Genomic DNA, 14,237 nt, shown 5'->3' with positions numbered 1-14,237 from the left:
TCGAACACGGGTCGGCCGGAAACATGACTAGAGTCATCTTTCGCTATCTGTTCGCCGAGGTCAGCCGCACCTGGCTCGTCGTGGCGGGCGTTTTGCTGTTTCTGACCCTCGGCCTGGGTTTTGCGCGTTTCATCGCCGACGCCGCCGCCGGCGAGTTGCCGGTCAACACGGTTCTGGAACTGGCGGTCTTCAAACTCGTCGAAAATCTGGAAATCGTGCTTCCGGTGTCCATATTGCTCGGCGTGCTGCTCACGCTCGGTCGGCTGTGTCGCGATAACGAGATGGCCGCTCTCTTTGCGGGTGGTGCGGGTCTGCGTACGGTCTATGCGCCGTTCATCTGCCTCGCGGTGATCGTCGCTGTCGCCGCGGGTGCGATGTCGATTTTTGCCGCCCCCAAGGCCGAACAGGCCATGGAGCGCATCGGCGCCGAAGGCGCGACCACGGTGCTCGAGACCCTTGCGCCCGGGCGTTTTCGAACCTTTCTCGATGGCGATGCGGTGTTCTACGCAGAAAGTCGCGATCGCGATGAAAACCTGCGCAATGTCTTCATCCGCGTGAAGCGCGACAACGAGAAAGGGCAGCCCAGCCAGACTATCGTGACCGCCGATCGCGCCCGCCAGCAGACCGACGACGAGACCGGCCAGGTGACGCTCGTGCTCGACGATGGCTGGCGCTACGAGGGCAACCCCGGCCGCGCGGACTACCGGGTGATCCAGTTCGCCGAGCATGGCGTGCAGTTGGCCGCGCCTCGGGGGCAGGCGAGCAGCGATGTAGGCACGCAAAGCCTGTCGGCGCTATTGGCGAGTGACGATCCCGAAGCGGCGGCGGAGTGGCAGACGCGCGTTTCCGTGCCCATATCCATATTGATTCTCACCTTGCTGGCGCTGCCGCTGGGGCGTGTGCCGCCACGCGCGGGCCGCTATGCGCGGGTCATCGCGGGCATCCTCGTCTATGTGATCTACATCAACGCCGTGCATCTCGCGGCCGTGGCCGTGGAGGACGAGACCCTGCCGGCCGTGCTCGGCGTGTGGTGGGTGCACCTGATCGTGCTGGCCGTGGCGGTCGGCATGGTCATGCGCGAGCAGGGCGTATTCGCGCGTCGCCGTAGGGGAGCCGCGGCATGAACATCATCGATCGCTATATCAGTCGTACGATTCTGATCGCCACGGGCGTGGTCACCCTCGTTGTGGGCGCTCTGGTGGCGTTGTCGGTATTCATCGGCGAGGCGGACAACATCGGCGACGGCAATTTCGGCTTCCTGCAGGTCATCCTGTACGTGCTGCTCAAGCTGCCGAGCAATCTCTATCTCGTGCTGCCGGTGGTCGCCTTGCTGGGTTCGCTGCTCGCGCTCGGGGCGCTGGCGGCGGGTAGTGAGCTGATCGTGGTGCGCGCATCGGGCGTATCCATGCGCCGGCTCGCGGTCTCGGTGTCGATAGCCGGGGTGCTTCTGTCGCTGCTCGCGGTCGGCGTGGGCGAGTATCTGGGTCCGGCCGGGGTTCGCTCGGCCGACGCGATTCGCGACAAGGCCCGCCACGGCCAGGTGGCGGATTCGATCGAAGACGGGCTCTGGTTGCGCCAGGACAACACCGTGGTGCGTATCGACGGCACGTTGCCGGGTGGCCGCATTGCCGGTATCGACGTGTTCCGCATGAACGATGCCGGCCAGATGGAACAGGCGCTGGCGGCCGAGAGCGGCGCGCTGCGCGACAACGGGCTCCAGCTCGACAACCCGAAGTTCACGCGTATCCAGACCGACCGCACAGAAACCGGCGCACCGGAGACGCTCACGCTGGATGTCGAGATCGACCCGGACGTGCTCGAACTCGCGGTCACCGAACCCAGCGAACTGTCGACGCCCGGTCTGTGGCGTTATATCGGTTATCTCGATCGCAACGAGATCAACGCCGAGGATTACCGGCTCGCGCTGTGGCGCAACATCGTCAACCCCATCACCGTCTGGGTGCTGGTGGTGTTCGCGCTGCCGTTTGCCTTCGGTTCGCTGCGCAGCGCCAGCGCCGGTCAACGTCTGTTCATGGGCGGGTTGATCGGTCTCGTGTTCTTTCTCGTCAACGAGATCGTGGCGGCGACCGGCCCGGTTTACGGGGTGGCGCCGTGGCTGGCTGCGAGCCTGCCGACAGCGCTGCTGGCGATTGCCACCTTCGTCTGGATGCGGCGCCTGAACTGAGCAGCAGCGCGGTTCGCGTACGGCGTCAATCGCCGCGCGGGAGCACGACCAGTTCCGTGCGGCTGGCGATGTCCTGCAGGGTGCGTCGCTGGCTGTCGATCAGGCACCAGAGCATGCCCGCGATCGACAGCCAGGAGAACCATGCGGCGATATAGCGGATCACCGCCTGGTGCCACTGCACCGGGCCGCCGTCGTGATTGCGCAGCTGCATCCGCCACGCCTTCATGCCCAGGGTCTGGCCGCCATGCATCCAGAACCACGAGAAGAAAAGATAGGGAATGAACAGGAAATAGAGCCGTACCCACAGGTTCTGGCCGTCCACGGCATGGCCGCCGTGAAACGGCAACAGCAGCAGGCCCGAGAGCAACCAGAGACCGACGAGCAGAAACAGGTCGTAGACCGCGGCTGCGAGCCGGCGAACGAGGCCGGCCGGGTAGGGCGACAGCGACATGTCAGCCCAGCTCCGGCAGCCGGTCGAACCACGGCGCGGCCTGTTCGAGCTGCGCGCCGAGCTGGAGCAGCAGCAGCTCGCTGCCCGGGCCGCCGACGAACTGGCTGCCCAGTGGCAGGCCGTTGTCGGTCATGTGCAGCGGAACCGACATCGCGGGCACGCCGGTGAGGTTGGCCAGCTGGGTGAAGGGGACATGTCGCAGGTTCTCGCGGGCGATCTGTTCGACGATGCCGGAACGAATCAGGGCCCGTCCGCTGGGCAGGTGCAACAGCGGGCGCAGCGCCATCAGCTGCCATTTCGGCGTGGCCGATTCGCCAATTCGCGACGGTGGATTGGCGAGCGTGGGCGTGAGCAGCAGGTCGTATTCGGCATGAAACTCCGCCAGCGCATGGCGATAGCCCTGCCAGCGGCCGAAGGCCTGCATGTACTCCTGCGCCGAGAACGCACGGCCGACGTGGGCCATCGCGCGGGTATCCATCTCGAACGCGTCGGCCTTGGCACCGGTACGCGCGCGGATATCGTCCACGGCAAGCGTCATCTGGACGAACCACATGGACAGGAAGTCCCGGCCCAGCTGCAGCCCGTCGATGGCCGGGGCGGCGCGTTCGACCCGGTGGCCGAGCGATTCCAGCAGTTTCGTTGTCGTCTTGATCGCTGCGTGGGCTTCGGCGTGCAAGGCAATACCCAGCGGCGATTCGTCGAGCACGCCGATACGCAGCCCTTTCGGCGGCGTGCTCATCCCCTCGAGATAGGACGTATCGGGCGTGGCCAGGCGGGCGATTGCGCCGTGTTCGTAGCCGGCCACGGCATCGAGCATGGCGGCACTGTCGCGCACCGAGCGCGTGATCACATGATCCACCGATGCGCCGTGCATCATGTCGCTGCGTTCCGGGCCGCCCGGCACACGGGCGCGTCCCGGCTTGAGTCCGAACAGGCCGCAACAGGCGGCCGGAATGCGGATCGATCCGCCGCCGTCGTTGGCGCCGGCCATCGGCACGATGCCCGCGGCGATCGCCGCCGCCGAGCCGCCCGACGAGCCGCCCGGGGTGTGTTCGGTATTCCAGGGGTTGCGGGTCACGCCGAAGGCTTCCGGCTCGGTCACGCCCTTGGCACCGAACTCGGGCGTGTTGGTCTTGCCGAAGATGTTGACCCCGCTGGCGATGAAACGACGCGTGATCTCGGCGTGGGCTTCGGGCTTGAAACCGGCCTGCTTGAGCGCGGCGTTGCCGTAGCTGCTCTCCACGCCGGCATAGTCCTGGAACAGATCCTTGAGCAGAAACGGCACGCCGGCGAAGGCGCCGCCGTTTTCGTCGGTGTTTTTCGCATGCGCTTGGGCGAACGCGTCGGCCTGACTGTCCATGCGGCGGATCACCGCATTCAGCGACGGGTTGACCTGCGCCATCCGCTGGCGGGCGGTGTCTAGGAGTTCGGCAGCGGTGACCTGGCGTTCGGCCACCAGTCGGGCCAGGCCCAGGGCATCGTGTCGGACGTATTCGCGGTATTCCATGCGTTCATGCAGCCAGGTGAACCAGCCGGCGAGCTTAGCAGCCGCGGCCCAGTCCCGGGCTCATCCGTTGTAAACTACCGCGCAAAACAGACCACCTTTTTCAATCGGGGCGATACCATCAACGAGTTACGCGTCATCGAACCGCACGAGCACGGCATCCTGCGCGAGCAGATCAGCCGTGGAGCGCTGGAAACACTCGAAGGCCTGCACGCGGCCGGCTATCGCGCCTGCCTGGTCGGCGGCGCCGTGCGCGACCTGCTGCTGGGCGTGCCGCCCAAGGATTTCGATGTCGCCACGGATGCCGAACCCGAGCAGGTCGTCGAGGTCTTCGGGCGCAAGGCGCGGCTGATCGGCCGGCGTTTTCGTATCGCGCATGTGCGCTTCGGCCGCGAGATCGTCGAGGTGTCGACTTTTCGGGCCGACCCGGGCACGTCCGAGCCTGAGGCCGATACCCGCGAGCTCGACGACGCCGGCCGCGTGCTGCGCGACAACGTCTTCGGCTCGATCGCCGAGGATGCGCGCCGGCGCGATTTCGCCATCAACGGCCTGTATTACGACATCGCCGACGCCTGCGTGCACGACTATGTCGGCGGCATGGATGATGTCTCCGCCTGTCGCCTGCGTCTGATCGGCGATGCGGGGGTACGCTATCGCGAAGACCCGGTGCGCATGATTCGCGCGGTGCGTATCGCCGCCAAGCTGGGGCTCACCATCGACGAGCCCGCGCGGCCGCCAAGCGAACTGGTCGGCCTGCTTGCCGACGTGCCGGCGGCGCGCATGTTCGAGGAAGTCCTCAAGCTGCTCATGAATCCGGCCGGCCCGCGCGTGTATCGGATGCTGCGCGATTACGGGCTGTTCACACCGCTGTTCGACCAGACCGCGGCCGTGCTCGACTCGGCCGCCGGGGCCGCCAGCGAAGCGCTGATCGAGCAGGCGATCACCAATACCGCAGCCCGCATCGAGGCCGATAAACCGGTCACGCCGGCCTTTCTGTTCGCGGCGTTGCTGTGGCCGGCGGTACGCGAGCGCGCCGCCGAACTCGAGCGCGGCGGCATGCCGCCCGCGCCGGCGCTGGCCAGCGCGCAGAGCGATGTGGTCGGCCGCCAGATCCAGCGGGTGGCGATTCCCAAGCGGTTTTCGATACCGATGCGCGAGATCTGGCATTTGCAGCCGCGTTTTCATCGCCGCCGCGGCAAGCAGCCGTCGCGCCTGATCGCGCATCCGCGTTTTCGTGCCGCCTACGATTTTCTGCTGCTGCGGGCCGGTGTGGGCGAAGTGGAGCAGGAACTGGCCGACTGGTGGACGACGGCCCAGAACGACCCGTCGACGCCGGCGCCCGGTTCCGGCGCGTCTGCGCCCGGCAAGGCGCGCAAGCGTCGCCGGGGCGGCCGCCGCCGGCGTACCGAATCGGCTTGATCCGGGGCCGGCCCGAATTAAGGTACGCGCCGCATCTAGCGGTGCCGGCATGACCGCGCGTGCGCACGTCGCCTGGCTCGGCCTCGGCAGCAATCTGGACGGGCCGGCGGCACACATCTCCGGCGCCGTCGAGGCGCTCGCCGCGACGCCGGGGGCGGAAATGCTGGCGGTGTCTTCTTTCTATCGCACGGCGCCGGTGGGCGGTCCGGCCGATCAGCCCGCGTTCTGCAATGCCTGCGTTGCCGTGCGGGTGTCTTTTGGTGCGCGCGCGCTGCTGGTCGCGACACAGCGAATCGAGCAGGCGCATGGGCGTGTACGCGATGTGCGCTGGGGCCCGCGTACGCTGGATATCGACATGCTGGCTTTCGACGACCTCATGCGGGACGACCCGGACCTGACGCTGCCGCATCCGCGTGCCGCCGAGCGCGGCTTCGTGCTCGTGCCGCTGGCCGAAATCGCGCCCGCGCTGACGCTGGGCCGCCACGGCCGGGTGGCCGATCTGCTCGACCGCGTCGGCCAGGTTGGCGTCGAACCCTGGACGCAGGTATGGGCGCAGGCATGAAAGCGGGTGCCTATATCGCGATCGAAGGGCCGATTGGTGTTGGCAAGAGCACGTTGTGCCAGCGTCTCGCCGCGACGCTCGGTGCACAGCAGCTGCCCGAAGCGCCGGAGGAAAATCCGTTTCTCGCGGCCTTCTACGACAATCCGGCCGCGAATGCGCTGGCGGCCCAGCTGTCGTTTCTGCTGCAGCGGGCGCGCCAGATCGACGCGCTGCGCCAGGCCGATCTATTCGATGGCGGCTGCGTGGCCGATTTCATGTTCGACAAGGACCCGCTGTTCGCCCGGCTCACGCTCTCGGGCCCGGAACTGGCGCTCTACGAGGAGATCTACGCGCGTCTGTCGTGGCAGGCGCCCATGCCCGACTGCGTGATCTATCTCGATGCGCCCGTGGACGTGCTCATGCGCCGGATCGCCCAGCGCGACCGGGTGGCGGAGCGCCCGCTCACGCCCGAGTACCTGGCCTCGGTGGTCGCCGCGTACCGCGACTTTTTCGCCGCGTTCGACAGCAGCCGACTGATCACAGTGGACGCCGCGGCGCTGGATCTCGTCGCCGAAGATCGCGACTACGAGGCGCTTCTTACCGCGCTGGAAAGCGATCGGCGACGGGTGACGCTCGGCGGTGGCGATCCGGTATTAGACTAAATGGTATAGTCGCGCGCCATGAACACCAGTCCCTATCCGCACCTGCAGCAGCGTGACGCCAAGCCCGTCACAATCTCCGATCTGGCCCGCATGAAGGCCGAAGGCGAGAAGATCGCCTGCCTGACCGCCTATGACGCCAGCTTCGCCGCGCTCGAGGACCGCGCCGGCGTGGACGTGGTGCTGGTGGGGGATTCGCTGGGCATGGTGGTGCAGGGTGCCTCGACGACCGTGCCGGTGACGGTCAACGACATGGTCTACCACAGCCGTATCACCGCGGCAGGCCTGGATCGGGCGTTTCTGATGACCGATCTGCCGTTTCTGTCCTATGCGACCAAGCACGACGCGCTCGAAACCTCGCGCCGGCTGATGGGCGAGGGCGCGGCCCAAATGGTCAAGTTTGAAGGCGGCGAGATTCAGGCCAACACCATCGAGCATCTGAGCATGCGCGGCGTGCCGGTGTGTGCGCATATCGGTCTGCAGCCGCAGCTGGTGCACAAGATGGGCGGGTTCAAGGTCCAGGGCCGCGGCGATGCCGCCGAGACCATGATCCGCGACGCCAAGCTGCTGGAGGAATCCGGCGCGGATATGATCCTGCTGGAGTGTGTGCCCTCCGAGCTGGGCGCCGAAATCACGGCGAACGCCAAAGTGCCGGTGATCGGCATTGGCGCCGGGCCGGACACGGACGGCCAGATTCTGGTCATTTACGACATCCTTGGCCTGTCGCCCGGGCGCAAGCCGCGGTTCGTCAAGAACTACATGGACGGCGCGGCCACGCTGGATGCCGCCGTGGCGGACTATGTCGCCGAGGTGAAAAGCCGCGCCTATCCGGGCGCCGAACACGCCTTTTCCTGAGTCGGCGCGCCATGCGAACGCTCCACACTGCCGACGATCTGAAAGCCTGGCGCGCACAAGGTGCCGGTACGATCGGGCTGGTGCCGACGATGGGCAATCTCCACGCTGGCCACATGGCGCTGGTCAACGCGGCGCGCGACGCCTGTGATCGTGTCGTGGTCAGCATATTCGTCAACCCGCTGCAGTTCGGCCCCGGCGAGGATCTGGACAGCTACCCCCGCACGCTCGACGCCGACATCGCCGCGCTCGAGAACGCGGGCGTGGATGCGGTTTTCGCCCCCAGCGTCGCGCAGATGTATCCGCATGGCGGTGAAACCGCCACGACGGTGCGGGTGCGGGGCATCACCGACATGCTTTGCGGCAGTCGCCGCCCCGGCCATTTCGAGGGCGTGGCGACGATCGTGACCAAACTGCTCAACCTCGTGTGTCCGGATCGTGCGTTCTTCGGCGAGAAGGACTTCCAGCAACTGGCGGTGATTCGGCGCATGGTCGAGGATCTGTGCATGGGGGTCCGCATCGTCGGCGTGCCGACCGTGCGTGAAGCGGACGGCTTGGCGCGCTCGTCGCGCAATCAGTACCTAGACGAGGACGCGCGGCGACGTGCGCCCACGCTGGCGGCCGCACTGGCCGACTGCCGTGAGCGCCTCGAGGCCGGCGAGCGGGATTTCGCCGGACTCGAAGCCCGCGGCTGGGCGCGTCTGGCCGATGCCGGCTTCGAGCCGGACTACTTCGAGATTCGTGGGCCGGCGCTCCAGGTGCCCAGCGCCGAGATGACGGAATTCCGCGTGCTGGCGGCCGCATTTCTCGGCAAGGCACGGCTGCTCGACAACGTGCCGGTGCCCGAGCCGCGCACCTGATCGACGCCGAATTCATCGGCGGACAGTGGTCTCAAAGTGCATTTTTGGTTACGCTTGCCCGGAATTTTCCGCTTTGGCTTAACAGGGTCCAGTCATGCAAGTGACGCTTCTCAAAGCAAAATTGCATCGTGCCTGCACGACGCACGCCGAACTCGACTACGAAGGTTCCTGCGCGATCGACTCCGATCTGCTCGACGCGGCCGGCATCTTTGCCTATGAACAGATCGAGATCTACAACGTCACCAACGGCGAACGCTTCTCGACCTATGCGATCAGCGCTGAAAGCGGCTCGCGGGTGATTTCGGTCAACGGCGCGGCGGCCCACAAGGCCAGCCCCGGCGACCGGCTGATCATCTGTGCCTATGCGCGCATGCCCGAGGGCGAGGCGCAGGCCCACAAGCCGCGGCTCGTGTATCTCGACGAGAACAACCACGTCACGCATACGCGCAACGCCATCCCGGTGCAGGCGGCCTGACGTCGACGCACACCCCCGGGTGAACCGCAACTCGTGACCGATATTCGCCAGAAGCCCGCCTGGCGCGATCTAGGCCGGCTCGCCGCGCAGATGAACCGTGCGCGTGTGGATTCGATGTTCGCGCATGATCCGCAGCGCGCCGAGCGTTTCACGCTCTCGGCGGCGGGCATCACGCTCGACTATTCCAAGCAGCGGGTCGACCAGGCGGTAATGGACGCGCTCGGCCGGCTCGCCGACGCGCAGCAGTTCGATGCCGCACGCGAGGCGCTGTTCGCCGGGGCGCCGATCAACAACAGCGAAGGGCGCGCAGCCTGGCACATGGCGCTGCGCCGGCCGGCCGACGCGCCGCTGCACGACGAAGTGCACGAAGTGCGCGCCGAGATGGCAGCCTTCGTGGACGATGTGCGCCGCGGCCGCTGGGTGGGGTACACCGGCGCGCCGATCAGCGATGTGGTGAATATCGGTATCGGCGGCTCCGATCTGGGGCCGCGCCTGATCTGCGATGCGCTGGCGCAGCTTCGTCAGCGAATCCACTGTCATTTCGTTGCCAACGTCGACCCCGCGGATCTCGACGACACGCTCATCCGGATGGATCCCGAGCGCACCCTGTTCATCGTGACTTCGAAGTCGTTCGGCACTGCGGAAACGCTGGCGAACGCCTCGGTCGCACGCCAGTGGCTGCTGGACAATGGCGCCGACGAGGCGGACATCTCCAAGCATTTCGTTGCCGTCTCGACGAATCGCGAGGCCGTGCGCGCGTTCGGCATCGAGCGCATGTTCGGTTTCTGGGACTGGGTCGGCGGGCGTTTCTCGCTCTGGTCTGCCGTGGGTATCTCCATCGCGCTCGGGCTCGGCATGGACGTGTTCGAGGACATGCTTGCCGGCGCGCATGCCATGGACGAGCACTTCCAGAATGCGCCCCTCGGCGAGAACCTGCCGGCGGCGCTGGCGCTGATCGGCGTGTGGAACAACAACTTCCTCGGCCTGCCCAGCCATGTCGTCGTGCCGTACGCACAACGGCTGGTGGCCTTGCCCGCTTTTCTTCAGCAGCTGGAGATGGAGAGCAACGGCAAGTCGGTCACCCGCGACGGGGAGGCGAGCCGCGTCGAAACCGTGCCCACGGTCTGGGGCAGCGTAGGCACCAACGCCCAGCACGCCTTCTTCCAGATGCTCCATCAGGGCGTGCTGGCAGCGGACGTGGATTTTGTCCTGCCGCTGTCCGACGCCGAGGCGTCGAATGACGAGCGCGAGCGCCAGCGCATTGCCAACTGCATCGCCCAGGCCGAGGCGTTGATGACCGGGCGCGACACCAACGCGCTGGTCGACGAACTCACCGCCGAGGGACTCAGCGGATGGGCGCTCGAGCAGCGCCTGGCGGCGCGCCGTTTCGACGGCAATCGCCCGAGTTCGATGATCCTCATGGATCGGCTCGATGCCCATCACCTCGGCGCACTGTTGGCGGCATACGAGCACAAGGTGTTCGTGCAGGGCGTGGTCTGGAACATCAACAGCTTCGACCAGTGGGGCGTGGAGCTGGGCAAGACCATGGCCGGCCAGCTGCTCGGCGAGCTCGAAGGGCGCGTCGAATCGGTCGAACACGATGCCTCGACCGCCGCATTGCTGGCGCGCGTGCGCCGCGCCTGGGCGCAGCCCGACGAATAGCTGCCGACGCGGTCGTCGGGCGTCGCAGGATCAGCGCTGCGCCCCTAGAATGGCGCCATGAGTGAATCCAGCGAATACCTGCCCGAGAAGGTCTACGACGGCGCACAGGTCGCCGCCCTGGACCGGCGCTTCATCGACACGTTCGAGGTCGACGGCTTCGAACTCATGCAGCGCGCCGCGCGTGCCGCATACGCCGAGCTCGCCCACGTCTGGGCGATGCCCGGCACGCTCTGCGTGTTCTGCGGGCCGGGCAACAACGGCGCCGACGGTCTGCTCGTCGCGCGTTTGGCGCAGGAAGGGGGCTGGCGCGTGCGCGTGGTCGGCCTCGTCGATGCCGACAGCTACAGCGGCGACGCGGCCAGGGCGCGCGATCATTTTCTCGATACCGGCGGCAGCATCGCGCCTTTTGAAGACGCCCCGATCGATGCGGACGTGGTCGTCGATGCGCTGCTGGGTACCGGCCTCAATCGGGATGTCGAGGGGCGCTTCGCGCAAGCCATCGCCCGTATCAACGACGCACGCGATCACGGCGCCGGGGTGCTTTCCGTGGATATCGCATCCGGGATTGATTCCGGCACTGGCCACGTGTGGGCACACGCGGTTCAGGCGGATGCCACGGCCACGTTCATCGGCCTCAAGCTCGGCATGCTGACCGGCCAGGGGCCGGCGCACTGTGGCGATATCGCCTTCAGCACGCTGGATGCGCCCGATGCGTTGTATGCGGATCAGCCCTATGTCGCCCGGCGGCTGACGCACCGCACGCTGCGCAAGGCGTTGCGTCCGCGGTCGCGTAATCAGCACAAGGGCCAGAACGGGCACCTGCTGTGTGTGGGCGGCAATCGCGGCATGGGCGGTGCCATTCGCATGAGCGCGGAAGCCGCGCTGCGCAGTGGCGCCGGCCTGGTCAGCGTGGTCTGTCACGGCGATCATGCCGGGGCCATGAGCCAGGCGCGCCCCGAGCTGATGTGCCGCGCGGCGACCGCGGATGCGGATATCGGCGACATGATCGCGGCCGCCGATGTGATCGCGATCGGTCCGGGTCTGGGCAGCGACAGCTGGGCAGACAATCTCTGGCGTCAGGTAATCGACAGCGACAAGCCGGTGATCGTGGATGCAGACGCGCTCAACCGTCTGGCCCGCGAGAACAGCCGGCGCGGCAACTGGGTGCTTACGCCGCATCCGGGCGAGGCCGGCCGGCTGCTGGGCCAGGCTACGGTCGAGATCGTCGACGACCGGGTTGCGTCAGCGCGTGCGATGGCCGAACGCTACGACGCGGTGGTCGTGCTCAAGGGGGCGGGCAGTCTGATCGCCACCCCGGATGAACTCTGGCTGTGTACGGACGGCAATCCCGGCATGGCGGTCGGTGGCATGGGCGATCTGTTGACGGGCGTAATCGGTGCGCTGGCCGGGCAGGGGCTGAGTCTCGGCCAGGCCGCAAGTCTTGGCGTGTATGTTCACGCCCGGGCCGGCGACCGGGCTGCGGCGCAGGCCGGCGAACGCGGGCTGTTGCCGACCGATCTGCTGGACTCGATCCGCCACTTCGTCAATCCGGGACGGCCATGACCACGCTGGCCGATGCCGCCGCGACCGACGACTTCGGGCGGCGAATCGCCGCTGCACTCGGCGTGTTCGACGCCGGCCTCGTCGTATCGCTGGCCGGCGAACTCGGTGCCGGCAAGACCGCGCTTGCGCGTGCCGTGATCCAGGCGCTCGGCCACCGCGGACACGTGGTGTCCCCCAGCTATACGCTCGTCGAGCCCTATGCGTTCGAATCCAGAACGCTGTATCACCTGGATCTGTACCGGCTGGGTGATCCCGAAGAGCTTGAATTTCTCGGCGTGCGCGAGATCGATACCCGTCGCGACTGGGTGTTCGTGGAGTGGGCCGAGCGCGGCACGGGCTTTCTGCCCGGCCTGGACCTGGAAATCGAGATCGCTTACGCGGGGAGGGGCCGAAAAGCGCATGCAAGCGCCTATTCGGATGCGGGAAAGCGCTTTCTGGAGACGCTTTTTGAAACCACATAGGCCTATTCTTTCAAGTAGATATGAAAGAGGCAGCGCCTATACTCTGTTTTGATTGATAAAAAATAGTTGCCACGCGAAAAAACCGCCGCTAGTCTCCGAACTGGGGAATTTCTAGTCTCTCGAAGGTCAAGGCGGCGAATCTATGCGCGCGAGCTTGCAATGGCTGGTTATCGGGCTGCTTCTGTGCCTGAGTAGCGTGGCCGTGGCGAAACAGGCCACGCTCAAGGACGTGCGCCTGTGGGCGTCGTCCGACAAGACGCGAGTCGTGTTCGACCTGGGCGGGCCGACCGAGCCGGATCTGTTCATGATCGACAACCCGCTGCGGCTGGTCGTCGATTTGCCGGATGCGCGCTCCGTATCTGCGCTGAGCGGCAACATCGACGGCAGTGGACTGGTCAAGCGGGTACGCACCGGCGTTCGGGATCGCACCGATCTGCGCGTGGTGCTGGATCTGGCCGGCCATGTTGACCCCAAGAGCTTCATGCTCGAGCCCGACGCGGAGCACGGCTACCGGCTCGTGGTCGATCTCAAGCCGAGCGACAAGACGCCGGTGCAGCGCATGGCGAAAAGTCAGCGCAACGACAGCACCGAGGGTCATGACGGGGCCAACACGGCCAACGCCAATGCCAACGCGATGGCGCAGGCCTCGGAAGCGCCGAGCCGCCAGCCGGCGCGCGCCGAGCCCGTGGCTCGGACGCCGCAGCGGCCTTCATCGCGCGAGATCGTGATCGTGATCGATGCCGGACACGGCGGCAAGGATCCGGGCGCGTTGGGCAAGAACGGCACGCGCGAGAAGGACGTCGTGCTGCAGATCGCGCGGCGACTGAAGAACATGGTCGACGATCAGCCGAACATGCGCGGTGTACTGACCCGCGATTCGGACACCTACATCGGCCTGCGACAGCGCATGGTCGAAGCGCGCAAGGCCAAGGCGGATCTGTTCATTTCGATCCACGCGGATGCCGCGCCGCGCGGCGTCTATGCCAAGGGTTCGTCGGTCTATGCGCTGTCGCACCACGGGGCGACGAGTGAGCACGCGCGCTGGCTGGCACGCCGCGAGAACGCGTCCGATCTGGTGGGCGGCGTCAGCCTCAAGGACAAGGACGACAGCCTCGCCTCGTTCATGCTGGATCTGTCGCAGAGCGCGAGCATTGAAGCCAGTCTCGATGCCGGCGGCCGCGTGCTGCAGGAGCTCGACGGGCTCGGCCCGTTGCACAAGGCCAAGGTGCAGCAGGCCGGTTTCATGGTGCTGAAGTCGCCGGATATTCCGTCGTTCCTGGTCGAGACCGCGTTCATCTCCACGCCCGACGAAGAGCGCAAACTCAACACGGCCAGCCACCAGAACAAGCTCGCGGCGGCGATGCTGCGCGGGATCAAGGGCTATTTCGCCAGCTATCGGCCGGCCACGTTCATCGCCAAGGCACAGGTGCATACCGTGCGTCGCGGCGAGACGCTTTCCGAGATCGCGCAGCAGTATGGTGTGAGTCTGAGCAGTCTGCGCAGCGCGAACGGCCTCGACAGCAACACCATTCGGGTCGGCGCCGAGCTGCAGATTCCGTCGCCGGGCAACCAGCAGGTCGCCGGTCTGCGCTAGACTGCAGGTCT

Annotated in this window: 14 protein-coding genes; 12 read left to right on the top strand and 2 right to left on the bottom strand. The window is 66.6% G+C overall.

Annotated elements, in window-relative coordinates; genetic code table 11:
• Positions 1-23: 23 nt before the first annotated feature.
• Both lptF and lptG read left to right on the top strand, forming a co-directional pair.
• Positions 24-1,124, top strand: coding sequence for an LPS export ABC transporter permease LptF (lptF, locus tag J7355_RS09535; protein ID WP_209062022.1), 1,101 nt, complete (start codon positions 24-26; stop codon positions 1,122-1,124).
• Complete coding sequence (lptG, locus tag J7355_RS09530; RefSeq protein ID WP_209062020.1) at positions 1,121-2,185, top strand: LPS export ABC transporter permease LptG; 1,065 nt, start codon at positions 1,121-1,123, stop codon at positions 2,183-2,185. The genes lptF and lptG overlap by 4 nt, the downstream gene beginning before the upstream one ends.
• Before the next feature lie 25 nt (positions 2,186-2,210).
• Here lptG and J7355_RS09525 read toward each other — a convergent pair whose 3' ends face one another.
• Both J7355_RS09525 and J7355_RS09520 read right to left on the bottom strand, forming a co-directional pair.
• Positions 2,211-2,636 (bottom strand): RDD family protein, encoded by a 426-nt coding sequence (locus J7355_RS09525; protein ID WP_209062018.1) that lies wholly within the window; start codon positions 2,634-2,636, stop codon positions 2,211-2,213.
• A 1-nt stretch (position 2,637) separates the two neighbouring features.
• A complete protein-coding gene (locus J7355_RS09520; RefSeq protein ID WP_209062016.1) occupies positions 2,638-4,143 on the bottom strand; it encodes an amidase in 1,506 nt (501 codons plus the stop codon).
• Between J7355_RS09520 and pcnB the strand changes: the two genes are divergently transcribed.
• The 10 genes from pcnB to J7355_RS09470 all read left to right on the top strand — a co-directional run bounded on the left by pcnB (position 4,117) and on the right by J7355_RS09470 (position 14,226).
• Complete coding sequence (gene pcnB, locus J7355_RS09515; RefSeq protein ID WP_348523021.1) at positions 4,117-5,559, top strand: polynucleotide adenylyltransferase PcnB; 1,443 nt, start codon at positions 4,117-4,119, stop codon at positions 5,557-5,559. The genes J7355_RS09520 and pcnB overlap by 27 nt on opposite strands.
• A gap of 49 nt (positions 5,560-5,608) precedes the next feature.
• Positions 5,609-6,121 carry a 2-amino-4-hydroxy-6-hydroxymethyldihydropteridine diphosphokinase gene (folK, locus tag J7355_RS09510; RefSeq protein ID WP_209062014.1) on the top strand — a complete coding sequence of 171 codons (513 nt, stop codon included), beginning with the start codon at positions 5,609-5,611 and terminating at the stop codon, positions 6,119-6,121.
• Positions 6,118-6,762: a deoxynucleoside kinase gene (locus J7355_RS09505; protein ID WP_209062012.1), complete on the top strand. Its 645-nt coding sequence runs from the start codon at positions 6,118-6,120 to the stop codon at positions 6,760-6,762. The genes folK and J7355_RS09505 overlap by 4 nt, the downstream gene beginning before the upstream one ends.
• Positions 6,763-6,780: 18 nt before the next feature.
• Entirely contained in the window at positions 6,781-7,614 is an 834-nt protein-coding gene (gene panB, locus J7355_RS09500; protein ID WP_209062010.1) for a 3-methyl-2-oxobutanoate hydroxymethyltransferase, read from the top strand.
• Positions 7,615-7,625: 11 nt separating this feature from the next.
• Positions 7,626-8,471, top strand: coding sequence for a pantoate--beta-alanine ligase (gene panC / locus J7355_RS09495; RefSeq protein WP_209062008.1), 846 nt, complete (start codon positions 7,626-7,628; stop codon positions 8,469-8,471).
• A gap of 94 nt (positions 8,472-8,565) precedes the next feature.
• Complete coding sequence (gene panD / locus J7355_RS09490) at positions 8,566-8,946, top strand: aspartate 1-decarboxylase (protein ID WP_209062006.1); 381 nt, start codon at positions 8,566-8,568, stop codon at positions 8,944-8,946.
• A 33-nt stretch (positions 8,947-8,979) separates the two neighbouring features.
• Positions 8,980-10,608: a glucose-6-phosphate isomerase gene (gene pgi, locus J7355_RS09485; protein WP_209062004.1), complete on the top strand. Its 1,629-nt coding sequence runs from the start codon at positions 8,980-8,982 to the stop codon at positions 10,606-10,608.
• Positions 10,609-10,665: 57 nt separating this feature from the next.
• Positions 10,666-12,171 (top strand): NAD(P)H-hydrate dehydratase, encoded by a 1,506-nt coding sequence (locus J7355_RS09480; RefSeq protein WP_209062002.1) that lies wholly within the window; start codon positions 10,666-10,668, stop codon positions 12,169-12,171.
• Positions 12,168-12,632 (top strand): tRNA (adenosine(37)-N6)-threonylcarbamoyltransferase complex ATPase subunit type 1 TsaE, encoded by a 465-nt coding sequence (gene tsaE, locus J7355_RS09475; protein ID WP_209062001.1) that lies wholly within the window; start codon positions 12,168-12,170, stop codon positions 12,630-12,632. Before J7355_RS09480 ends, tsaE begins: the two co-directional genes overlap by 4 nt.
• Before the next feature lie 142 nt (positions 12,633-12,774).
• Positions 12,775-14,226, top strand: a complete 1,452-nt coding sequence (locus tag J7355_RS09470) for an N-acetylmuramoyl-L-alanine amidase (protein ID WP_209061999.1) — start codon at positions 12,775-12,777, stop codon at positions 14,224-14,226.
• Positions 14,227-14,237 lie beyond the last annotated feature (11 nt).

Source organism: Endozoicomonas sp. G2_2, assembly GCF_017744135.1.
Lineage (GTDB): Bacteria > Pseudomonadota > Gammaproteobacteria > Nevskiales > Salinisphaeraceae > Salinisphaera.
This window is presented reverse-complemented; position numbering and strand designations above follow the sequence as displayed.